This is a genomic window from Novosphingobium sp. G106 (genome assembly GCF_019075875.1).
Taxonomy (GTDB): domain Bacteria; phylum Pseudomonadota; class Alphaproteobacteria; order Sphingomonadales; family Sphingomonadaceae; genus Novosphingobium.
Genome location: NZ_JAHOOZ010000001.1, coordinates 4,440,708 through 4,463,475, shown reverse-complemented (window position 1 = coordinate 4,463,475; position 22,768 = coordinate 4,440,708). Strand labels below are relative to the sequence as shown.

Sequence of the window (22,768 nt, the reverse complement as noted above, 5' to 3'; positions counted from 1 at the left end):
GGCCGATCATGTCGGTAAGCGGGCATGGGGGCTTCGCAGCAGCCAAGAAATAGCTTAGCGTCCGAGCACCGAGGCGGGGGCAAGGGAATGATGAGGACGGCAGCGGCACAGGGGGTGCGGACCGGACGGCTGGTCTGGGCGCGCCTATTCATCGTCCTGGCGCTGCTGCTGACCGGCGGATCGATGGCGGTCGCCGGCGGCCTCTACCAGGGCGTCGCCAGCTGCGCCGGCTCGACCTGCCACGGCCGCAGCGAGGGTGACGGCAAGGTCGTCCGCCAGGACGAACTCATGCACTGGCAGGAGCCTTCGAGCAAAGGCGGCGCGCACAGCCGCGCCTATGCCGCGCTCGGCTCGGCCCGCGGCCAGAAGATCGCCGCCTCGCTCGGCCTGGGCAACGCCAACAGCGCTTCGGCCTGCCTCGGCTGCCATGCAACCAATGCCGGCCCCGGCGAGCGCGGCCCGCGCTTCCAGCTGAGCGATGGCGTGGGCTGCGAATCGTGCCACGGCGCGGCATCGGGCTGGCTCTCGACGCATTATGCCGTGCCCGCCACCCATGTGAGCAACATCGCCCAGGGCATGATCCCGCTGGACAATCCCAAGGCGCGCGCCTCGGTCTGCCTCGATTGCCATTTCGGCAGCGGCAAGCCCGGCCAGTTCGTCACTCACGGCATGATGGCCGCCGGCCATCCGCGCGTCGCGTTCGAGCTAGACCTGTTCTCCGACCTGCAGCGCCACTGGGACGAGGACGCCGACTACAGGCAGCGCAAGGGCGGCGGCGATTCCGGTGCGGCTCTGGGCGGTCGGCCAGGCCGAAGCAGTCCAGCGCTCGCTCGGCCTTTTCGCCCAGCCGCAGCTCGCGACCGAAGGCCTGTTCCCGCAGTTCTACTTCTTCGATTGCCATAGCTGCCACCGCGGCATCGACGACCAGCCGAACCGCCCGCGCAAGTTCGAAGTCAATCCCGGCAGGCCGATGCCCTTCGGCCTGCCGCCCTACAACGACGAGAACATCATCATGCTCTCGGCCGTGGCGCAGGTGCTGGCACCCGGCCAGGCCGGCGCATTCGATGCCGCGAGCCGCCAGTTCCACACGGCGATGGGCCAGGGCCGACCGCAGGCTGTCGCCGCCGCCGGCAAGCTGCGCGCGGCGGCTTCGGCTCTGTCGAGCGCCATGGCGGCGCGCGGCGCCAATCCCGACAGCGCCTTCGCCGTGATCGATGCGATCGCCGGCCGCGCGATCAGCCCGCGCTTCACCGACTATACCGGCTCTGCACAGGCGGTAATGGGTGTCGACACCCTGCTCAACGCGCTGGTCCGCGAAGGCCGGATCACTGTCGGCGCCGCGGCCGGCATCCGCGCCCAGGTCAACCGTGCCTATGCCGCGGTCGCCAGCCCGACCAGCTACGACCCGCCCGCCTTCCGCGCCGCGCTGGGCCAGGCCGCCCGCTCGATCGAGGCGCTGCGCTGATGCGTTCCAGCCTCGTCACGATGACCGCGATCGCCTCGCTGCTGCTCGCGTCCTGCGGCGGTAGCGGCACCGATTCGAGCGGCGGCGGCGGAACGCCAACTCCCAGCCCGGCACCGACGCCGAGTCCCACCCCGCCGCCACAGGATTTCACCGCGCCCGCGCAGGAATCGCTGACCGTCGCCGATGTCCAGAAGGTCGTCGCCCAGGCGGCAGCGCAGGCCAAGGCCGACAGCAAGCCGGCGGTGATCGTCGTGGTCGACCGCGTCGGCAACGTCCTCGCCGCGTTCCGCATGACCGGCGCACCGGCCAATGCGCATATTCCCGAAGCGCCCGACGGCTCGAAGCAGGATGTCCAGGGGCTCGACATTCCCGCCGAGGGCGCCGCGCTCGCCAAGGCGATCACCGGCGCCTACCTGTCGAGCGGCGGCAACGCCTTCTCGACGCGCACGGCCAGCCAGATCGTCCAGCAGCACTTCCCGCCCGCCCCGACGACCGCGGGGCTCGAAAGCGGCCCGCTCTACGGCGTGCAGTTCAGCCAGCTGCCCTGCTCCGACCTGGCGGCGCGGATCGGCGGCGGCGCCAGCGCCTTCATCGGCCCCAAACGCTCGCCGTTCGGCCTCGCCGCCGACCCCGGCGGCTTCCCACTCTACAAGAACGGCGTGCTCGTCGGCGGCATCGGCGTCTCGGCGGACGGCGTCTATGGCTTCGATGCCAATACCCTCGACGTCGACAGCGACGTCGACGAACGCATCGCGCTGGCCGGAACGGTCGGCTTCGAGGCGCAGGAACTGATCCGCGCCAACAAGATCAACGTGGACGGAAGCGCGTTGCGCTACAGCGACGCGGACTATTCGGCGCTGACCAACGTCAGCACGGCGACCTACGCCGCGACGGCGCCCGCGCTGGGCAGCCTGGTCACGATAACCGGCTACTATCCGACCGCTGCGATCCTCGCGGGTACGCCCTATGGCAGCGAGGCCTCGGGCATCCGACGCGCGACGACCGCCGATTTCAGCAACAACGAAGCCTTCGTGCTGTCAGACGGCGCCGGTGCCAACCGCTACCCGATCCGTGCGGGCACCGACGCCGCCGATGTCGGCACCGCGTTGACCGCGCAGGAAGCCCGCACGATCCTCGAGCAAGCCTTCACCGTCATGTCGCGCGCGCGCGGGCAGATCCGCCAGCCGCTCGACAGCCGCGCGCAGGTCACGGTCTCGCTGGTCGACACGCGCGGCGTCGTGCTGGGCATCGTGCGCGCGCCCGACGCGCCGATCTTCGGCATCGACGTGAGCCTGCAGAAGGCCCGGACGGTCTCGTTCTTCTCGAACGCCAATGCGGGTTCGGACCTGCTGGCCGACCCCAGCAGCGACGTACGCAGCATGGTCCCGGCCGCACGCACCTTCTTCAACGATCCCACGGCGCTGACCGGCAAGATCGCCTTCGCCGACCGCGCCATCGGCAATATCTCGCGGCCCTATTTCCCCGATGGCGAAGTCGGGCGGCCCAACGGGCCGTTCGGCCGCCCGATCGGCAAGTTCAATCCCTTCTCGACCGGGCTGCAATCGGCGCTGATCTTCGGCAATCTGGGCCAGCACCTCCAATTCGTGACCGGCGCCAGCGCGACCGATACGCCGCAGCGTTGCACCTCGATCCCCGACGCCGCGCCGGGGCAGAACCGCTTGCAGAACGGCATCCAGATCTTCCCCGGAGCGGTGCCGATCTACCGCGGGAATGTGCTGATCGGCGCGATCGGCGTTTCGGGCGACGGCATCGACCAGGACGACATGATCAGCTTCCTGGGGCTGAACAATGCCGGCAAGGTCCTCGGCACGGTGAACAATGCCCCCGCGGCGATCCGCTCGGACACCGTGGTGGTCACCCTGGCCGACAACAGCACGGTCCGGCTGCGCTATGTCGGCTGCCCCTTCGCGCCGTTCCTCGACACCGCCGACCAGAACGTCTGCCAGGGGCTCTGATGGCGGTTCCGCTCCTCCTCGCGCCCTTGCTGCTCGCACCGTTTCCGGTCGATGCCGGCGAAGCGGCTGCGCCCGGAGGAGAGCCGGAGACGGCCAAGTCCGCGCCCGAGCGAACGGTGCCCGGTGAGGTGCCCGATCCGACCTTCGGCGGCGCGGCGCCTGCTCCCGAACGCCCCGTCATGCTGCCTCCCGGTGAGGAGCCGGCACCGGCCGAGGTCGACAGCGGCATCATCGATGGCCGCCGCCGCCCCGGCTACAACGAGAAGCTTCCCGAGGAAGCGGTGCAGAACAACGCCGGTGCCGTCCGTGCGCCGCCGCCCGAAGCCTTCCCGACCGACCAGCTGCCGGTGCCCGACCGCTGGCGCATCCTGACCGGCCTCTGCCCGGCCAAAGGCGCCGACCAGACCCTGTTCACCCAGTTCCACGCGATGCGCGAGGTCTGCCACTCGAAGACCAATCCCTATCATCAGAACGTGCTCAAGGGCGACATCCCGCTGGGCGAGAGCCGGCCGGGCTTCCTCAAGGGTGACGACTGGTTCATCAACCTCGGCCTCGTCAGCGACAGCGTGCTCGAACCGCGGACCTTCCCGATCCCGGTCGGCGTCCAGACCACGGCGCGGCCGCAGAGCCTCGACGTCTTCGGCAAGGACGCAAGCTTCGTCTTCTCGCAGAGCTTCATCGCCAGCGCCTCGCTGATCAAGGGCCAGACCGCGTTCAAGCCGCCCGAGATCGAATACCGCGTCGCCGTGGCGTTCAACTACAGCCACGTCACCGTGCCCGAGCGGCGCGTGCTGTTCGTCGAACCCTCGAAAGGCACCAAGCGCGACGACAATTTCGTCGGCCTGCAGGAAGCCTTCATCGACTATCACATCCGCAACGTCTCGGACCGCTACGACTTCGATTCAGTCCGCGTCGGCATCCAGCCGTTCCAGGCCGATTTCCGCGGCTTCCTGTTCAACGACAACCAGCTCGGCATCCGCCTGTTCGGCAACCGCGACAACAACCGCTTCCAGTACAACCTCGCCGCCTTCTGGCGGATCGAGAAGGACACCAACAGCGGCCTCAACAACCTGACCGAGAAGCTGCGCGACGATTTCGTCTTCATCGCCAACGCCTATCGCCAGGACTTCCTGATCCCGTCGCTGACCAGCCAGATCACGCTGGTCTACAACCGCAACCGCGAAGCCGGCGACATTGAGATCGACGACAACGGCTTCCCCGTGCGCCCGGCACTGCTCGGCAACCTGCGCGGGCGCGACTACGACGTGTTCTATCTGGGCTACAACGCCGACGGGCATATCGGCCGGATCAATCTCACCGCCTCGGCCTATGCCGCGCTCGGCAAGGACAAGAACAGCTTCTTCACCGGCAAGCCCGCCGACATCCGCGCCTTCTTCGGTGCGGCCGAGATCAGCTACGACCACGACTGGATGCGCTTCCGCCTCTCGGGGCTCTATGCAAGCGGCGACGGCAGGCCTTACGACAACAAGGAAACCGGCTTCGACGCGATCTTCGAGAACCCGATCTTCGCCGGCGCCGACACATCGTACTGGATCCGCCAGACGATCCCCTTCGCCGGCGGCGGCCGCGTCATCTCGATCAGCGGGCGCAACGGCATCCTGAACGACCTGCGCTCGTCGAAGGAACAGGGCCAGTCGAACTTCAACAATCCCGGTACCATGCTGCTGGGCGCAGGCGCGGATTTCGATCTGACCCCCGAGTTCCGGCTTTCGGGCAATGCCAACCACCTGTGGTTCCAGAACACCGCGACCTTGCAGGCACTGCGTGTCGAGGGCTCGATCCCCAAGACGATCGGCTGGGACCTTTCGACGGCGGCGATCTGGCGGCCCAAGGCGACGCAGAATATCGTATTCCGGCTTTCGGCGGCTGCCCTGCTCCCCGGCAAGGGCTTCCGCGACCTCTTCGACAACGCGGGCGGGAATAGGAACTACTATTCGATCCTCGCCAACATCATCGTGGCCTACTGATGCGGCAGCTGCGCTCCCTCCTCCTGATCCTCGCGCTGGTCGTCGGCGCGCTGCTCGTGCCCGCTGCGCGGACGCTAGCGAACGACGCGGAAAAGCCCGTGACCCGCGACTATTCGTTGGTCCGCGGCAAGCCCGCCCCGGCGCGGCAGTCGGTAGCCGATGTCGAGGCGAAGTCCGCCGGCTGCCTCTCGTGCCACGTCAAGACCGACGCGCCGACGATGCACGTCACGACCGCGGTCCAATTGGGCTGCACCGACTGCCACGGCGGCGACGCAGTTTCCAAGGCCGCCTGGGGCAAGCCCGAGCTCGGCTACGACGACGCCTTCAACCAGCGCGCGATGGAAAAGGCGCATGTGCTGCCGCGCTATCCGCATAGCTGGCACTATCCGTCATCGGCCAATCCGCCGCGCAGCTACACCCTGCTCAACAAGGAAGCGCCCGAGTTCGTCCGCTTCGTCAATCCCGGCGACTACCGCGTCGCGCGCGAATCCTGCGGGGCCTGCCACATGCCGGTGATCGAGGCGGCCGAGCGCTCACTGATGGCCTCGGGCGCGATGCTGTTCGGCGGCGCGGCCTACAACAACGGCATCGTTCCGTTCAAAAACTACATCTTCGGCGAGGGCTATACCAAGGACGGCCAGCCCGCGAAGATCGTCTCGCCGGGCAGTCCGCCGGGAACCATCACCGAGGCGCAGAGGGCGCGCGGCGTGCTGGCGGCGCTCTATCCGCTGCCGCGCTGGAACGTGATCCCGCCGGGCGACGTGTTCCGCGTGTTCGAGCGCGGCGGGCGCAACGTGTCGAGCCAGTTCGCCGAGATCGGCCTGCCCAATCCCAACGGCATCATTCAGCGCCTGGAAGAACCGGGCCGGCCCGACCTCAAGCAGTCGAACCGCGGCCCTGCCACGGGCCTGCGCGTGGCGATCCCGGTGCTCAACATCCACAAGACGCGCCTCAACGATCCCTACACCTGGTTCATGGGCACCAACGACCAGCCGGGCGACTATCGCCATTCGGGCTGCACGAGCTGCCACGTGATCTACGCCAACGACCGCGAGCCGCGGCACAGCTCGATCTACGCCTCGCTTGGCCGCGACGGGCAGACGATCACCGTGGACCCGACGATCGCCAACAAGATGGCCGCACCGTCGCAGCACGGCGCTCTGAAGGGCGAGCATCACGATGACCACGCCACCCCTGAAGCCGGCGGCGTCAAGGAAAGCGGTCACCCGCTGCAGCATGTCTTCACCCGCGCGATCCCGACCGCGCAGTGCATGAACTGCCACATGCACCAGCCCAACATCTTCCTGAACTCGTTCCTCGGCTACACGATGTGGGACTACGAGAGCGACGCGCCGAAGATGTGGCCCGAGCAGCAGAAGTACCCGACCGCCAAGGAAGTGCGCGAGATCAACGAGCGCAATCCCGAAGGCGCCGCACCGCGCGGCAAGTGGGCCGACCTCGATTTCCTGCGCAACGTCTATGACCTCAATCCCGAGCTCAAGGACACGCAGTTCGCCGACTATCACGGCCACGGCTGGAACTTCCGCGGCATCTTCAAGCGGGACCGCGAGGGCAACCTGCTCGACGCTCAGGGCAACATGGCGACCTACGGGACGGACAAGGCGCACATCATCGATCCGAACGATCCCGAGAAGTGGCGCAAGGCCGGCGCGCCCAAGTTCGCCGACGTCGGCAGCCAGCCGGGCAAGGCGGTCCACATGATGGACATCCACGCCGAGAAGGGGATGCAGTGCGCCGACTGCCACTTCGCGCAGGACAGCCACGGCAACGGGCTGATCTATGGCGAGGTCGCCAACGCGGTCGAAATCGGCTGCAAGGACTGCCACGGCACGGCCGACGAATATCCGACCTTGCTGACCTCGGGCCCGGCTGCGCCGCCCAAGGGCAACAACCTCGCGCTGCTGCGCAACGGCGACGGCCAGCGCCGCTTCGAATGGAGCACCGATAGCTTCGGCCGCCGCACGCTGATCCAGCGCTCGATCGTCGATCCGCGGCTCTCCTGGCAGGTCAGCCTGGTCAAGGACGCGGTCGATCCCTCCTCGCCGAACTTCAATGCCAAGTCGGCGCGCGCCAAGTTGATGAGCGCGAGCGGCATGGAAGACGGCAAGTTCGGCTTCGGCCCCGGCGTGCCGCTGGCGGGCCGCGCGCACAAGGAAGGCGAGGTCGCCTGCTTCACCTGCCACCTTTCCTGGACCACGAGCTGCGGCGGCTGCCACCTGCCGATCGAGGCGAACTGGAAAACCGCGATGCACCACTACGAGGGTGAGGAGACGCGCAACTTCGCGACCTACAACCCGCAGGTCGCGCGCGACGAGATGTTCCAGCTCGGCAAGCACATGACGACCAAGGGCAACGAGACGGCGCCGATCCGCTCGACCTCGGCGCTCGTGCTCAGCTCGACCAATCTCAACCGCGAGCGGATCTATATCCAGCAGCCACCGATCAGCGCGATTGGCTTCTCGAGCCAGGCCTTCGCGCCGCACTTCCCGCACACGGTGCGGCTGAACGAGACCAAGACCTGCACCGACTGCCACCTGAGCAAGGCCGACGACAACAACGCGATCATGGCGCAGCTGCTGCTCAACGGCACCAATTTCGTCAACTTCGTCGGGCTCAACGCCTGGACCGGCCTCGAAGGCGGCTTCGAGGCGGTGCGCGTCACCGAGTGGGACGAGCCGCAGGCGGTGATCGGCTCCTACCTGCAGAAGTACGCCTATCCCGACTACTACAAGATGCACGTCGAGCAGAACGGCCGCGAGCTCAAGAACTGGGTTCGCGGCAAGACCTTCGCCGGAAAGGCCTCGGGCGAGACCCATCCGCTTGAGGACTTCCGCAACATCGTCCAGGGCACGCGCGACCGCGTCGGTTGCCTGCAGATGCGCGGCGAATACATGTTCGTCGCCGAGGGCAGCGGCGGCTTCAAGGTCTATGACATCGCCTCGGTCGCCAACAAGGGCTTCTCCGACGCGGTGGTCTCCTCGCCGTTCTCGTCGCTCGGCCAGCAGAACCACGTTGCCACGACCAACGCGACCTGCATGGCGCTGCCGACTAACCAGGCGATCGCGCCGACGCGCAACATTCCCGAGCTGCGCGGGATCAACCAGGAACAACCGTTCAGCCCGATCTACAACTACGCCTTCGTCACCGACAGCGCCGAAGGCCTGATCGCGGTCAACGTTGACACCTTCGCCGACGGCGAATTCCGCAACAACGACATCCGCCGCGCGCTGACGTTCAATCCGGACGGCGTGCTGACCGGCGCCCGCCACATCACCCTGGCCGGCGATTTTGCCTACATCGTCACCGACAAGGCGCTGGTCACCGTCCACTTGACCAAGCCGTGGTCGCGCGAGAAGCCGTGCGAGATCACCGCGAACGACACGTGCCTGGCGCCCGAAGTGACCAGCGTCGTCCCGCTCAGCGACCCGCGCGCCACGGCCGTGCAGTTCCGCTATCTTTGGGTGACCACGGCCAACGGGCTCGAGCTGTTCGATGTGACGCAGTTGGCCAAGCCGCAGCACATTCCCTCGGCCACCGTGCCCCTGGCCAATGCGCGCAGGATCTACCTCGCGCGCACCTATGCCTATGTCGCGGCCAAGCAGGACGGGCTCGTCATCGTCAACGTCACCAAGCCGCTGGCGCCGACGATCTACATGAAGGCCAATTTCGACGGACAGCTCAGCGATGCTGAGGACGTCATCGTCGGTTCGACCAATGCCTCGCTGTTCGCCTATGTCGCCGACGGACGGAACGGCCTGAAGGTCATCCAGCTGACCTCGCCGTCCAGCCAGCCTAACTTCTACGGCTTCTCGCCCGCGCCCCGGCCCGAGCTGATCGCCTGGGCCAAGACGCCGTCGCCCGCTCTGGCCCTGTCCAAGGGGCTCGACCGCGACCGCGCGGTCGACGAGACCGGCGGCCAGATGGCGGTGTTCGGCCGGCTCGGTTCTCGCCCCTTCACCCGGTCCGAGATGGAGCGACTGTTCCTCAACAGCCGCGGCGTGCCGTTCAAGGTCTCCGACGAGGTCGACATGTCGGCCTGGGTGCCGGCGGCCTACAGGAAGTAGGTCATGGCCGCACCGCTCACCGCTCAGGCCGCCACGCTGGCGCATCCGTTGCTGACGCCGCAGCGGCTGACTCTCGCGGCACTCGTGCTGGCCTTCAGCAATTTCATCGTCGTGCTCGACATGACCGTGGCCAATGTCTCCGTGCCGCATATCGCCGGCAGCCTGGGGGTCTCGCTCAACCAGGGATCCTGGGTCATCACCTCCTACTCGGTGGCCGAGGCGATCACCGTGCCGCTGACCGGCTGGCTGGCCGGGCGCTGGGGCTCGCTGCGGATGTACACGCTGGCGATGACCGGCTTCGGCTTTTTCTCGTTGCTCTGCGGCTCGTCGGTGACGCTCGAGATGATGGTGATCTGCCGCGTCGGCCAGGGGCTCTGCGGCGGCCTCGTCATGCCGCTGGCGCAGACTCTGCTGCTGCGTATCTTTCCGCTGGAGCAGCGCCCGCGCGCCATGTTGCTGGCGGCGATGACGACGATGCTGGGACCGGCGATGGGACCGACGATCGGCGGGCTGATCAGCGACAACGTCAGCTGGCACTGGATCTTCCTGATCAACATTCCGCTGGTGATCGTCCTGATCCTTTCTGCGCGCGCTCTATTGCCGCCGGCCGAGACGCCGACGGTCAAGCTGCCGATCGACGTGATCGGCCTGTGCCTGATGCTGGCCTGGGTCGGATCGCTGCAGTTCATGCTCGACATCGGCCGCGAGCACGACTGGTTCGCCGACCCGCTGATCGTCGTGCTGGCCTGCGTCGCCGCGGTCGGCTTCGTCGCCTTCCTGATCTGGGAGCTCACCGAGGAGCATCCGATCGTCAACCTGCGCGTGTTCCGCCACGGCGGCTTCACTTTCGGCGTGATCGCGCTGTCGCTGTGCTTCGGTGCGTACTTCGCCTCGATCGTGCTGATCCCGCAGTGGTTACAGAGCTCGATGGGCTATCCGGCGATGCTCGCAGGCTTCATCACCTCGTGCACCGCGCTCGCCGCGCTGACCACCTCGCAGCTCGCTTCCAAGGCGCTGGCGCGCGGGATCGACGCGCGGCTGCTGGTGTCCCTCGCCGTCGCCTGGCTCGGCTGCATGGCGCTGGTCCGCGCGACCTGGACCAGCGAGACCGACTTCTGGTACCTCGCCGCACCACAGCTGATCCAGGGCTTCGGCATGTCGTTCTTCATGCTGCCGCTGACGACGATCTCGCTGGGTTCGGTCTCGATGGAAGAGACGGCGTCGGCCGCGGGCATCCAGAACTTCGTGCGCACCCTGGCGATCGGCGTCGCCACCGCGCTGGTGCTGACGATACAGGGCAATACCCAGCAGGAAGCCCACAGCGAGATCGTCGGCAAGCTCCAGCCCGCCGAGACGATGCGCACGCTCACCGGCGCGGGCTTCAGCGAGCAGGGCGCGACCGCCTATATCGCCAATCTCGTCGACCGTGAGGCAACGACCATGGCGGTCGACTACATCTTCCTGATCACCGCAGCCGTGTTCTTCCTCTGCGCCGTGGTCGTCTGGTTTTCGCCAAAACCGAAGGGCTTGGGAGGCCCCGTCAAGCCGCGGTAAAGCCCTGTCACGGCCGAAAATCGTCACCGACTTGACATACGGCCTGTGGATAAGTCGCTATTTGCAAAGCGTTGCGTCGTTCGGCGCGCGTCATACACCAAATATCGCATGTAACTGTGCCGCAGCTGGAACTTTCTCTAGCTAGAATAGCAACTGAACACGACATTCAGAGCCCTCGGTCGCCCAATTACAGAAATACACACAGAGCGGCGTTTTACGCCGCCTATGGACTAGCACCCATTACAATGATCACCATGACTTGGCCGCAGTACCGGCGTAGTCAATGCAGTATCGGAGATTGGACGGTCAATCTGTCGCCAATTGAAACCGAACTGCTTTCGACATTGCTTATCCGTTACCCCAATCCCGTCACGATCAACGAATTGATCGACACCGTCTATCCCGATCCCGACGCCGAACCCGAATATCCCGAAGGCCAGATCGTCCAGAGGATGATGCATCTTGCACGCAAGATCGGCACTTTCCGTATCGACAATTGCGGACGGACCATCGGCTACCGCCTCTATCAATGCCCGGACGACGCCAGAGCCGGCGGACTCAAGGTCGCCGCCTAGGCATTCCTTATATCGATCGTAGTTGACGGCGGCAGGCGATGCGCCCGACAAGCAAGCAAACGCTTCTTTGGGGGAATCGCATGCCTGCACGGACCTGGATGATCACCGGCTGCTCGACCGGCTTCGGCCGCGTCCTGGCCGAAATCCTGCTGGCGCGCGACGAGCGCGTGGTCGCGACGGCGCGCAAGCCCGAAACGCTGGCAGATCTGGTTGCCGGGCATGACGAGCTTGCGCTGGCCCTGAAACTCGACATCACCCGCGGCGAGGATATCGAACAGGCGGTAGCAGCGGCGAAGGACCGCTTCGGCGCGATCGACGTGCTGATCAACAACGCCGGCTATGGCGGCTTCGGCACTGTGGACGACGCCCCGATAGACGAGGCACGCGCAGTCTTCGAAACCAACTATTTCGGCACCCTGGCGCTAATCAAGGCAGTCCTGCCCGACATGATCGCGCGGCGTTCGGGGCAGATCGTCAACATCGGCTCAGTCGCCGGGCAGATCGGGTTCCCGGGTATTTCCTACTACAGCTCGTCCAAGTTCGCGCTCGCCGGGCTGACGGAGTCGCTGGGCGCGGAAATGAAGCCGCTCGGGATCAACGTCACACTCGCCGAGCTCGGGCCGTTCGAAACGCATTTCACGCCTTCGATGACTTTCATCCCGCCCTCGCCGCATTACGACATGGCAGCGCTGTCGATCGAATCGGGCAATTCGCACTGGGGCGCGGGCCACGATGCGCGCGACGGCGCCGAAGCGTTACTTGCCGCGCTTGCCGATCCCACCCCGCCGCGGCGGCTCATCCTCGGTCAGCACGGGCTCGACGTGGTTGCGCTGCACGACGGGCGGCGGCATGCGGAACGCGAGAAGTGGCTGGCCGCCTCGCAGCTCGCTGGAACGAAGTAGCGGCTACTTCTCGCGCCGCTCGGCCATCATGCCCTTGATCATCGGCTGAAGCTGGGCATCAAAGCGTGCCAGCGCGATCTGGTGGCCGACGCTTTCGAAATGGGTGATCAGATTCCGCCCGTCCCAGCGGTGTAGCGCATAGCCGGGCAGCTCGTCTGTGATCAGCTCGCGCCCGTCGGGCCGGTCTTCGTCGATCGGGCTGAGATCAAGGCCGACGGCGGGCGCCGTCGACGAGCAGACGCTCAGCGACAACCCGTTCCACTGCGTATGGATCGTGCGGTGGAGATGGCCGGCGATGATCCCCCGGATCTGCGAGAAGCCCTGCACCGCCCCGGCGAAGCGCGCGATCCACGGCTCGGTCGCCGCGCTGTCGAGCCACGTGATGCCCGATTCGAACGGCGGATGATGCATGGCGATATAGGTCGGCGTTCCAGGATCGCGCGACAGCTCCGCGCGCAGCCAGGCCACCCGCGCCTCGCAGAAGGCCCCGCCATGGCGGCCGGGCTCGAGCGTATCGAGCACGATCAGCCGGAGGCCGGGAAAGTCGAGAACATAGTGGACAAAGCCGCTGTCCGACGGCGTCTGCGGAAAGGCCGCGAGCAAGGTATCGCGCTCATCGTGATTGCCGACCATTGGCCAGACCGGGAATGGGCACCCGCTCACCGCATCGGCCAGCCGCGCATAGCTGTCCGCATCGCCGGCCTCGGTCAGGTCACCCGTCATCAGCAGCAGGTCCGGCTTGTTCGGCCCCGTGGCCAACCGCCGGATCACGGCGCGCAGCCGCTGCATGTTGAGCTCGTCCGGATTGCCCCGGTCGAAGCCGATGTGAACGTCGGTGATCTGGGCGATCAGCAAAAAAGCCTCACGTATTCTCCGACCGCTTTTTTCTTATGTCCTATCGTCTTTCGCTCCACGCGGGGCATTCTGCGTGGGGTGATAGCCGTGGCACATGGCACAACCCGAAGGCACTTTCGCCTGGTGACTGTCCTCGCCCTGATGGCAGGTCCGGCATGACTGCACGTTCGGCAGCAGCAGGTCGGTAGAGGACGCCGACTTCTCGGCGGCATGGCAAGAGGTGCACTTCTCCTGAGTATGGGCCTTATGGTTGAACCAGCCATCCACCATGTAACGCGAGACTAGCCTGACCGGCATGACCCCCGGCTTACCGTTCCGCATCACCGGCGTATGGCACTCCCCGCAGACGCCGTCCTTCGATAGCGCCTGCTGGAAAGTGGCACTTGTATAGCGCGGCGGGGTAAAATTGATGTGATAATTGCCACCAGGTGCGAATTGCCCGGGCCGATGGCGGTCCGCGGCGATCGGGGCATTGGGACCGGCGGCGGAAAGGTCGGCGATCATCTGGTCGACATCGCCATGCCGCAGCCGGCGAACCGTGCCGCCGACCTTGTCATAGGCCAGGCTGTGGCAGGCCTCACAATCGCGCTCCATGTTGATCTTCTGGAAGCGCACGCCGTCCTCGGTCGCGTGGTGACAGTTCTCGCACTGCAGCCCGGCGCGGCCATAGCCCTTCTCGCGGCCGATCGAAGCCGCCATGCGCGCCACGCCGCCCAGTGGATCGAGGTGGACGCTGTGCGGGAAGGCGAGGCCGCTGTTCTCGCGCGGATGGGCATCGAGCGAAACCGGCGTGGTCCGTCCAGTCACCGGATCGGTCACGATCGCCGGGGTGAACTGCGGATGCATCTTGCCGAAATCGCTGGCATTGCCGAGCCGCGTATCGGGCAGCTTGTCCTTCAGCGCGCCGTGGCAATCGCTGCAGAACTGCTGCGCCGGCAACGCCATGCGCGTCGGCCCTTCGTGCTCGGTATGGCAATCGACGCAAGCACCAGGGCCCGGCTTGTTGAACGCGTGGGCGACGGCCCAGAGCATCCGCTGGCCCCACGGCCCGCCACCGCGCGCCAGGGCCAGCCGCGCCGGAGCGGCGTGATCGTGGACGTCCTTGTGGCAGGAGACGCAGGCCGTATCGCGCACCGCCTCGAACGGCTTGACGTGGCAGGACTCGCAGGAGCCCTCGAGCGAATGGTGCGCGAGGCTAAGCGGGCCGGCGCTCCAACTCTTGTCGCCGTGGACCTTCGCCGCAGGATTGGCCTGGTGCCAGAGGTTGCTGACCACTGGAAAGGCCAGGAACGCCACAAGCACGAGCAGCCCCAGCACCCAGGCCGCTGTGCGCTTGCCCGGAATCGCCGTCGCTAGCGAGAAGCGATGCTTCTCGTCGGTTGCCTCGCCCGCATCCTGGCTCGCGACCTGCGCGATCGTGATCAGCGGCGTGCCGTCGGCATCGCGCGAGATTGTCAGATTGTAGCTGCCGAAGCGCAGCTCGGCGCCCCGCGACGGGTCGATACTGGCCGACTGGCTGACGACCCCGTCGACGCCGAAGCCCAGCGTGCCCTTGGCCGTGGCAACCACGCGAGTTCCCTGCAGTTCGAGCGTCGCATGCTCGGGATCGACCGCGAGGTCGGGCAGGTGGATGTCGTTCTCCGCCGAACGGCCGACGCTCAAAGTCGTCGCGGCTACGTCGCGGTCGCGCACGATCTGCCGGCCATCGGCCGTCGTGTCGATCGTTCTGAGCCTGAATGCCCCCACTGAAGTCATGCCCCCCGACGCCCCCTACCAGTAATAGAAGACGCTGATGATATGCGCGGTCAGGGCGGCGAGCAGCGCAAAGGTCACCGGCACGTGGACATAGAGCCACACCTCCAACAGGCCCCTGATGCGCATATGCCGCCGCATCCGGTCGAGCTGCGACGCGCGCCGCTGCAGCAGCGATTCGATGCGCTGGATCACCGGATCGTTCGACTCCGCGAGGGTCGCCCGGTTGAAACCGTCCACCGCCGCGCGCGTCGCGCAGGAGCGATACCGGCCGCCGAGCCGCGTCATCAGCCCGCCGGCGAACGGATCCTGCTCGAGCGCCGCCAGCACGAGATCGGCATAGTGCCGGTCGAGCGGCTGGGCCGCCTCATGCAACTGGCGGTCGATCGCCCGCAGCGCATCGAGCATCTGCCCCTGCGTCAATTCGCCGCGATTGTTGCTTAGCGCCTGCGGCAACGTCGCATAGGCGCTGATGCCGAAGATGCCTGAGAGGATCACCAGCATCATCAGCGCATAGGCCAGGGTGTGGACGTTCCAGCCGAACTGGAAGCCGGTGTGCAGCGTCGCGATGACGATCAACGAAAGCCCGAGATAGACGTGCGCCGAAGTCCAGGCCTTGAGCGACCAGGCCCCGCGCGACATGTGCCGCTTGCGATAGCCGAGCAGGGTCAGCCAGACGATCAACAGCGCGCCGATCGTGCCCAGCGTATAGCCGTACCAGGAACCGCCGTTGGGCCGCGGCTTCACGTCGGCGCCGATATAGCCGATCACCGCGATCACGCAGATCACCGACGCGATCTTCAGCCAGCGGAAGCCCGCGTGGCGCAGGAAGCCCTCGTGATCGGTGACGATCTCGCGGCCCGATTGTTGGCCGCTCTGACGCGCACGGGTAGCCATCAGCCCTCGTCCCCCAGCCGTGCGACGGTGAGGAAGGCCTCGGGCGCGACGCGGATCGCGGCGCCGGTCGGGCAGGCGCGCACGCAGGCCGGGCCGCCTTCGATGCCCGAGCACATATCGCACTTGATCGCCTTCTTGGGCTTTTCCTCGCCCGGCACCGCGTTCTTCTTGCGCCAGTACTTCGACGGTTCGCCCGGTCCCGGGCCCTTGCCGAAGAACAGCCATTCGAGCAGCGACGGCTTGGGGGCGGCACCGAATCCATGCGGATCACGCCGTAGGGGCAGTTGCGCTGGCAATTGCCGCAGCCGATGCAGGTGTCGTCGATGAACACCTCGCCATCGGGGCCGCGCTTGATCGCGTTGGGCGGGCAATCGGCCATGCAGTGCGGATGCTCGCAGTGGCGGCAGCTCGTCGGCACGTGAAGGTGGGCATAGGTCCGGCCCGCCTCGCGGTTCAATCGCGACAGGCCCTCGTGACTGTCGGCGCAGGCCTTCTCGCAGTTGTCGCAGCCGACGCAGAGCGTCTCGTCGATCAGCAGCACGTCGGTCGCCTCGCCGATGCCGTTCTCGATCAGGAAGCGCGCGGTTTCCGAATACATGTCGACGACGCTGGAGAAGATGTCCTTGCGCCCTTCAATGAAGGCGTTGACGTCACGGCGGCCGGCGGCATCGGCCTGAGCCTTCTTGAGCAGCTGCGGCTTCTTGGCGAGCAGCCGGCCGAAGGCCTCGCCCGGCAGGCGGATCACTTCGGACTTGATCGCCGCCTTGACCGTGGCCGAGCGCGGCAGCCCGTCGATCAGCGCCATCTCGCCGACGTAGGAACCGGCCGGCAGGTAAGATAGGAACACCGGTTTGCCGGCAATCGTCTTCTCGACGATCATCGAGCCGCGGCGGATGACGTAGATGTCGTCGCCCTTGTCGCCCTCGGTGATCACCACACCGCCGGCGCGGACGTCCATGACCTCGGCGCCCTCGACCACTTCGGCGACGTCCTCGCTGGTCAGGCCCGAACCGAAGATCTGCAGCAGCTGGCGTTCGATCGAGATGCGCGTGATCGCGCGTCCCGCGGGCGGCACGGTGGAAATCAACTTGAGCGCGGCGTTGCGCGACAGTTCGACCACGACGGTCGGCTCGGCCGCGCGGATCGTCGAGCCGCGGCGACGGCCCGAGATCAGGCCGACCTCGCCGAAGATCGAGCCCTGCGGGATCGGCACGACTTTCGACGGATCGTCCTTGTCGATCTCGACCAGGACCGAGCCCTGCGCGATGGCGAAAAGCGAAGTCCCCGGCTCGTTGCGCAGGAACACCGTCTGGTCCTTGGCGAAGCTCGCGACGTTCGATTCGAGCATCAACTCGCGCAGCTGCAGCGGCGAGACTTCCTTGAAGATGTCGATGTTCGTGCCGAAAGTCGTCAGCCACTCGTCGACCGACCGCTTGCCCGGCAAGACGGCGAACTTGCCCGCCAGGATCGGCTCGTCGGCCGGCTTGAGCGTGGTGTTGCCGTTGATGAACTCGACGACGTCGTAGCCCTGATTCATGCAGTGCTTGATCAGCGGATAGCCCGCGAGCGCACCGATCACATAGATGCCAGGGACGGTCGATTCGAAGGTCGGCGAAAGCTTGGGATAGGCGACGCGGTCGTTGCTGGTGAACTGGATGCCGGTGCCCGGCTTGATCGCCTTCTTGCCGTCCTTTTCCTCGTACTCGGCGCAGGCCCCCCTCGACGAAGGCTCGCGGCGGGGCCGAGCCCATGCGCGCGATGACGCGGTTGCAGGGCACCTTGAGCTCGCCGTCGCGCGTGTCGAATGTGATCGTGCCTCCGCCGATGTGCGACGCGGTCGTCTCGCGCAGCACCTGCATACGGCCTTCGGCTTCCATCGCCAGCAGCGCCTTGATATTGGCGTCCTTGGCCGTGGCGAAATCGGCCGAGCGGTTGACGATGGTGACCTTGTTGCGCTGCATCGGATCGGCCGCGAGGCCGATCGCGTTCTCGATGCCCGCGTCGCCCGCACCGATCACGGTGATGTGCTCGTCGATGTATTCGCCGGGATCGTCGAGCTGGTACTGGACGATCGTGCCCTCTTCCGCCGGGCAGCGCACGAGGTTGGGATTGCCCTGGGTGCCGATGCCCAGGATCACCGTCTCGGCGGTGATCGTGTCGCCCTTCTTGGTCTTGAGCGTGAAATCGCCCTTCGCGCCGGTGATCGCGGTGATCTCGGCATTGTAGAGCACGTTGACCTTGTTGGCCGCGGTCTGTTCGTCCCAGGTGCCAAGCACGACCTCGCGCTTGCCGGCATCGAAATCCAGTTCCGAGCGCAGCACCAGCGACGAGGGCGTCGCCATGACGTGCTTGCCCTTCTGGTACTTGTAGATCGTGTCCGAGAGATGGTCGGTCTTCTCGATCAGGACGTGCGACAGCCCCAGCTGCGCCGCGCGCGACGCAGCGCTGAGCCCGGCGGGCCCAGAACCGATGATGGCAATGCGAACGCGAGCGTCCACCCCTGTTCCCCCCGTTCCCCGAACCCACTTCGGCATTTGCTTTATCAGCAAAAGTTGCGCAAATCGCCGAATTATTTCTTCGGCGACGCGGCTTCAGGGGGCCGGCGCGGACTATGGCCGGAAGGGCAGGATGACACAAGAAGCCATCGCCAAAATGCCGCTCGGCAGGATCGCGCTGCTGATCGCCGCGCTGATCGCGGCCTTCGCCGTCGGCGTCGCGATCATGCGCAAGCCCGCCGCTTCGCCACCTCCAAGCGCGCCTGTCGCCGCGGCCGATAACGGGATGGTATCGATCGAGACGCTGGAAAAGCGCACCCAGGCGCAGCCGGACGATGTCAGCGGCTGGCAGATGCTCGGCGCCGCCTATTACAACGAGGCCCGCTACGAGGACGCGGTGCGCGCTTATGACAAGGCGAGCACTCTCGCGCCGGAGAAGCCGGCGGTCTGGTCTGCGCTCGGCGAGGCGCGCGTCATGGCGAGCAAGAGCGATCCGATGCCGGCGACCGCCGCGGCAGCCTTCGAACGCGCCATCGCGCTCGATGCCAAGGATCCGCGCGCGCGCTATTTCCTGGCGGTGAAGCGCGATCTTTCAGGGGATCACGAAGGCGCGGTGGCCGACTGGCTGGCGCTGCTGGCAGATTCGCCGGCCGACGCGCCCTGGCGCACCGACCTCGTCCGCACGATCGAGCAGGTCGGCAAGATCCACAAGATCGATGTCGCCCCGCGGATCGCCGCTGCCGGAGCGAAATCGCCCGAGCCGACCATGCCCGTGGTGGCGCGCGGCATTCCCGGTCCGATCGCGCAGGATATCAACGCCGCCTCGGCCATGGCGCCGAGCGAGCAGCGCCAGATGGCCGAAGGCATGGTCGCGCGGCTCGAAGCGCGGCTCAAGGGTAGCCCCAAGGACCCCGATGGCTGGCTGATGCTCATGCGCAGCCGGGTAACGCTCGGCCAGCCCGAGAAGGCGAGCCAGGCGCTGAAGGATGCACTGGCGGCGAACCCCGACAAGGCCGGGATGATCCGCGATCAGGCTTCGATGCTGGGGGTCAAATAGACCGACGAATCATAGAAAGGGTAGCAAGCTGGAGTGGCTCTCGATCAGGAAAGTGATCAGCGTCAGCGTCAGTCCGGTCAGGAAGATGCGATAGGCATAGCCGAGGAAGCGATACTTCTTCCGGTGCAGCACGACGCCGTTTTGATAGGAATCGCGCAGCATCGTGCGGAAGACCGTCTCGTCCGACCGCAGCTGATCGAGCACGCGGTCGGCATAGTCCTGCTCGCTGCCTTCCGCGAAAACGCCGAAGAACAGGATATTCTCCTGACCCGGATTGCGCGGCGGCGGACGAAACGACGGCATGACCGCCATTACGGCGCAAAAGGCCGAGAGAAAGGCGGAAAGCGCCAGCACCAGCAGCGCATAGGGAACCGCGCCTTTGCTGGCCTGGCCGACCGAGATCGTGAAGACGACGAAAGTCGCGCCCATCAGGATCGACGCCTTGGCATCCGCCATCTGACTCAGCGTGACGTTGATCTGCTGGGTCGTGCGGACCAGGTGGATCGCCTGGACCGAGAACCCGTCGGCATTACGCGCGGGTGCCGTCGGAGGCTTTACCTCCGGCGGCTTCCCCTCGGCATTTTCGGCCATTCGATCAGACGACCCCGAAGGCCAGCATGGCGTCGGCGACCTTCTTGAAGCCGCCGATGTTGGCGCCCTTCACGTAGTCGATATAGCCGTCGCCCTGGCGACCATAGGTCTCACAGCTCTTGTGGATGCCGGCCATGATGTCCTTGAGCATCTGCTGGAGCTCTTCTTCCTTCCACGAGCGCCGCTCGGAATTCTGGCTCATCTCGAGGCCCGAAACCGCGACGCCGCCAGCATTGGCTGCCTTGCCCGGAGCATAGAGCAGCTTGGCGTCGCGGAAGACGTGCACACCGGCGAGGTCGGTCGGCATGTTGGCGCCTTCGGACACCGCCTTGCAGCCGTTCTTGACCAGTTCCTTGGCGTCGTCGCCCAGCAGCTCGTTCTGCGTCGCGCAAGGCAGCGCGACGTCGCAGGGCACGCCCCAGGGCGTCTTGCCGGCGGTGAAGGTCGCGCTCTTGAACTCGGCGCAGTAGTCCTCGATCCGGCCGCGGCGGTGCGTCTTGTGCGTCTTGACCCAGTCGATCTTCTCCTGGCTGATGCCGTCGGGATCGTGGATGAAACCGCCCGAATCGGACAGCGTCAGCACCTTGCCGCCGAGCTGGACGATCTTCTCCGCTGCATGGGTCGCGACATTGCCCGAGCCCGAGATCACCGCGGTCTTGCCGACGAGGTCCTGGCCTTTGGTCGCGAGCATGTTCATCAGGAAATAGACGGCGCCATAACCCGTCGCCTCGGGTCGGATCAGCGATCCGCCGTATTCGAGTCCCTTGCCGGTGAGAACGCCGGTGAACTGGCCGGTGATGCGCTTGTACTGGCCGAACATGAAGCCGATCTCGCGCCCGCCCACGCCGATGTCGCCCGCGGGAACGTCTACGTCGGCGCCGATGTGGCGGTAGAGTTCGGTCATGAAGCTCTGGCAGAAGCGCTGGATTTCGCGGACGCTCTTACCCTTGGGATTGAAGTTCGATCCGCCCTTGCCGCCGCCCATCGGCAGGCCGGTCAGCGCGTTCTTGAAGGTCTGCTCGAAGGCGAGGAACTTGAGCACGCTCTCGGTGACCGAGGGGTGGAAGCGCAGGCCGCCCTTGTAGGGGCCGATCGCGTTGTTGTTCTGGACGCGCCAGCCGCGCTGGACGCGGACGTTGCCGTTATCGTCTTCCCAGCAGACGCGGAACGAGACGACCCGGTCGGGCTCGGCGATCCGGCGCAGGATCTGCTGCGAATGGTATTCCTCGTTGGTGTCGAGGAAAGAGTAGATGTCCTCGGCCACTTCCTGGACCGCCTGGACGAATTCGGGCTGATAGGGGTTGCGCCGCTTGACCCCTTCCATGAAGCCGTTGAAGTCGACGTGATCGGATACCGCCATTTTCCGTCCCCCTTGTAATGCCGCCCAAGTTACCCGCATCGCTCGATTTTCACGAGTCGGGCTGTGATCCCGCGGGTACTATAAGCGGAACGCTTAACGTTCCTACTTCGATTTGGCCTATTCAGATTTCACTTTCGAGAAATCGAGATCCTTGGCCGTGAAGACGCGGATCGGCTCGCCTTGGCGGACGCGCACCGTCGGGCCGATCTGCGCGGTCTGGCCCACCGCGGCGGCCGCGGCCGACTGGCCACCGCCGGCGATGATCACACCGGCATTGCCACCAATCGCCGAAAGCCCGCCAATGACGCTGAGCAGCATGGCCGAGCCGAATCGCTCGAAGAAGTGCGAGTTCACCTTGCCCGCAAGCCCCGTCTCGCCCGAGAAAGTCACGGCAGGCGAGGCGATGTTGACCGAGACGCCGTCGGGCCGGATCAGCCGCGTCCAAATGACATAGGCGCGCTTCTGCCCGGCCTGGAGGCCCGACTTGTATTGGCCGATCAGCCGCGATGAGCGCGGGACCAGCACACGGCTGCCGTCGAACGAGCGGACGTCGGCCGAAACGATCGCTCGGACATAGCCGGGGACGTCGGTGTCGATCGCGGTCTCGAGGATCGCCGGGATCAGCGTGCCCTGGGTAACCGTGGTCTTGGGATCGATCATTGCGGTGGCCGTCGCCATGCCGTTGCCGCCGCTGACGCCGAGGCGCGCGGCGAAATCGTCGTTGCTGTTGCCGTTGCCGACCGCGCCCCCCGGGATGGCCGGGCCGCCCATCGGTGAGGGCAGCGCCGAGGCGTCGAACACTACGGCGGGCGCCGCGGCGGGATTGGCGCGCGGGGCCATCGCGGTCTGCGGCGGGGCGGCGAGCACCGGCGCCGGAGCCGGTGCGGGCGGCGCGCCGGGAACGGGCCCGGGGGTGATCGCCTGCGGCGGCACCGCCGGCGCGATGGCAACGGGCGCTGGCTGCGGCGCGACGACCTGGGCCGGCTTGATATTCTGACGCGCGGCGTTCATCGACCAGAGCGTCACCCCACCGAGCATCGCGACCAACGCGACACCGGCGGCTAAACCGAGCCCGTCCGAACGCCCTTTGGCCTTGGCAACCTGCGGCAGCACCGAACGCGTGGCGAGGTCGATCACCTCGGCCCCACCCTGATCGCGCGGGTCCTCGAGCTGTTCCGGGTTGCGGCGCGTGCCGAGCTGGCTGTTCATGGCAGTT

At 66.4% G+C, this 22,768-nt stretch carries 15 protein-coding genes and 1 pseudogene; 9 read left to right on the top strand and 7 right to left on the bottom strand.

Annotated features, from left to right (window positions below):
- The first annotated feature begins 87 nt into the window (after positions 1–87).
- The 8 genes from KRR38_RS37465 (at position 88) to KRR38_RS21390 (ending at position 12,545) form a co-directional block, all read left to right on the top strand.
- A complete protein-coding gene (locus KRR38_RS37465) occupies positions 88–903 on the top strand; it encodes a multiheme c-type cytochrome (RefSeq protein WP_309141110.1) in 816 nt (271 codons plus the stop codon).
- Entirely contained in the window at positions 785–1,465 is a 681-nt protein-coding gene (locus KRR38_RS37460; RefSeq protein WP_309141109.1) for a hypothetical protein, read from the top strand. Before KRR38_RS37465 ends, KRR38_RS37460 begins: the two co-directional genes overlap by 119 nt.
- Positions 1,465–3,441, top strand: a complete 1,977-nt coding sequence (locus KRR38_RS21415; RefSeq protein WP_217405338.1) for a heme-binding protein — start codon at positions 1,465–1,467, stop codon at positions 3,439–3,441. Before KRR38_RS37460 ends, KRR38_RS21415 begins: the two co-directional genes overlap by 1 nt.
- Complete coding sequence (locus KRR38_RS21410) at positions 3,441–5,429, top strand: hypothetical protein (RefSeq protein WP_375293429.1); 1,989 nt, start codon at positions 3,441–3,443, stop codon at positions 5,427–5,429. The genes KRR38_RS21415 and KRR38_RS21410 overlap by 1 nt, the downstream gene beginning before the upstream one ends.
- A complete protein-coding gene (locus KRR38_RS21405; protein WP_217405336.1) occupies positions 5,429–9,514 on the top strand; it encodes an LVIVD repeat-containing protein in 4,086 nt (1,361 codons plus the stop codon). The genes KRR38_RS21410 and KRR38_RS21405 overlap by 1 nt, the downstream gene beginning before the upstream one ends.
- A gap of 3 nt (positions 9,515–9,517) precedes the next feature.
- On the top strand, positions 9,518–11,068 hold the full coding sequence (locus KRR38_RS21400) for a DHA2 family efflux MFS transporter permease subunit (protein ID WP_217405334.1): 1,551 nt from the start codon (positions 9,518–9,520) through the stop codon (positions 11,066–11,068).
- A gap of 245 nt (positions 11,069–11,313) precedes the next feature.
- Positions 11,314–11,643, top strand: coding sequence for a hypothetical protein (locus KRR38_RS21395; RefSeq protein ID WP_217405332.1), 330 nt, complete (start codon positions 11,314–11,316; stop codon positions 11,641–11,643).
- An 80-nt stretch (positions 11,644–11,723) separates the two neighbouring features.
- Complete coding sequence (locus KRR38_RS21390; RefSeq protein WP_217405330.1) at positions 11,724–12,545, top strand: SDR family NAD(P)-dependent oxidoreductase; 822 nt, start codon at positions 11,724–11,726, stop codon at positions 12,543–12,545.
- A 3-nt stretch (positions 12,546–12,548) separates the two neighbouring features.
- Here the strand turns inward: KRR38_RS21390 and KRR38_RS21385 are convergent, their stop codons facing one another.
- The 4 genes and pseudogenes from KRR38_RS21385 to KRR38_RS21370 form a co-directional block, all read right to left on the bottom strand.
- The gene (locus KRR38_RS21385; RefSeq protein WP_217405328.1) at positions 12,549–13,400 is read right to left on the bottom strand and encodes a phosphodiesterase; all 852 of its coding nucleotides are present in this window, start codon (positions 13,398–13,400) and stop codon (positions 12,549–12,551) included.
- A 33-nt stretch (positions 13,401–13,433) separates the two neighbouring features.
- Positions 13,434–15,155, bottom strand: a complete 1,722-nt coding sequence (locus KRR38_RS21380; RefSeq protein ID WP_217405326.1) for a cytochrome c3 family protein — start codon at positions 15,153–15,155, stop codon at positions 13,434–13,436.
- Positions 15,156–15,170: 15 nt separating this feature from the next.
- A complete protein-coding gene (locus KRR38_RS21375) occupies positions 15,171–16,049 on the bottom strand; it encodes a hypothetical protein (RefSeq protein WP_217405324.1) in 879 nt (292 codons plus the stop codon).
- Positions 16,049–18,583 (bottom strand): annotated as a pseudogene (locus tag KRR38_RS21370) (cyclic nucleotide-binding domain-containing protein). Before KRR38_RS21370 ends, KRR38_RS21375 begins: the two are co-directional and overlap by 1 nt.
- Positions 18,584–18,677: 94 nt before the next feature.
- Here KRR38_RS21370 and KRR38_RS21365 point away from each other — a divergent pair.
- Complete coding sequence (locus KRR38_RS21365; protein ID WP_217405322.1) at positions 18,678–19,601, top strand: tetratricopeptide repeat protein; 924 nt, start codon at positions 18,678–18,680, stop codon at positions 19,599–19,601.
- 9 nt (positions 19,602–19,610) lie between these two features.
- Here the strand turns inward: KRR38_RS21365 and KRR38_RS21360 are convergent, their stop codons facing one another.
- From KRR38_RS21360 to KRR38_RS21350, 3 genes are all read right to left on the bottom strand, one after another.
- Entirely contained in the window at positions 19,611–20,192 is a 582-nt protein-coding gene (locus KRR38_RS21360) for a Pycsar system effector family protein (protein WP_254514914.1), read from the bottom strand.
- Between the two features lie 4 nt (positions 20,193–20,196).
- Positions 20,197–21,552, bottom strand: a complete 1,356-nt coding sequence (gene gdhA, locus KRR38_RS21355) for an NADP-specific glutamate dehydrogenase (protein ID WP_217405320.1) — start codon at positions 21,550–21,552, stop codon at positions 20,197–20,199.
- Between the two features lie 117 nt (positions 21,553–21,669).
- Positions 21,670–22,761 carry a TrbI/VirB10 family protein gene (locus KRR38_RS21350; protein ID WP_217405318.1) on the bottom strand — a complete coding sequence of 364 codons (1,092 nt, stop codon included), beginning with the start codon at positions 22,759–22,761 and terminating at the stop codon, positions 21,670–21,672.
- Positions 22,762–22,768 lie beyond the last annotated feature (7 nt).